The sequence below is a fragment of the Dysgonomonas sp. 25 genome (assembly GCF_010501075.1).
Taxonomy (GTDB): Bacteria; Bacteroidota; Bacteroidia; order Bacteroidales; family Dysgonomonadaceae; genus Dysgonomonas.
Window position 1 is genome coordinate 1 of record NZ_QVMN01000030.1, and the last position, 445, is coordinate 445.

Sequence of the window (445 nt, forward strand, 5' to 3'; positions counted from 1 at the left end):
AATGTGTATAATAGTTAGTGGATTATGCCGTTTGTAGAATCAGCTTTTGTAGGGTCGATTCATAGGGCAAATCCCAGGCATCCAAGTGCTGTAGCATGAGGATGTGATAGAGACGGCAGTACCACATCTTAGATGATCGGTGTTTGCCGTCTTCTAATTTAAAGTCTATTTTCTCACGTTTAATACAGCGTTCTGATGAAGTTCTGGCATTATACTCTAGTTTCCACTCCTTACTATCTCTTGGCGGATCATTAAATAATCTCGGATTATCTTTCATGGCAACATGAACCGTACGTCCGTATTTAGAATCCGAACAGGGATTTTCACAAGAACAACCATGTTTTCTGCTAGCAAGCGGACAGCGAAATTTGTATCTACATTTAGAAGGTTCAGAGCCATCGTGATGCATCCTTCTGCCGGCTCTACAGATAGGAACCCCGTCTTC

General features: G+C 42.0%; 1 pseudogene. It reads right to left on the reverse strand.

The annotated features are described in order from the left end of the window. Positions 1-22 precede the first annotated feature (22 nt). A pseudogene (locus D0T66_RS16275) lies at positions 23-445 on the reverse strand (hypothetical protein); the annotation flags it as partial.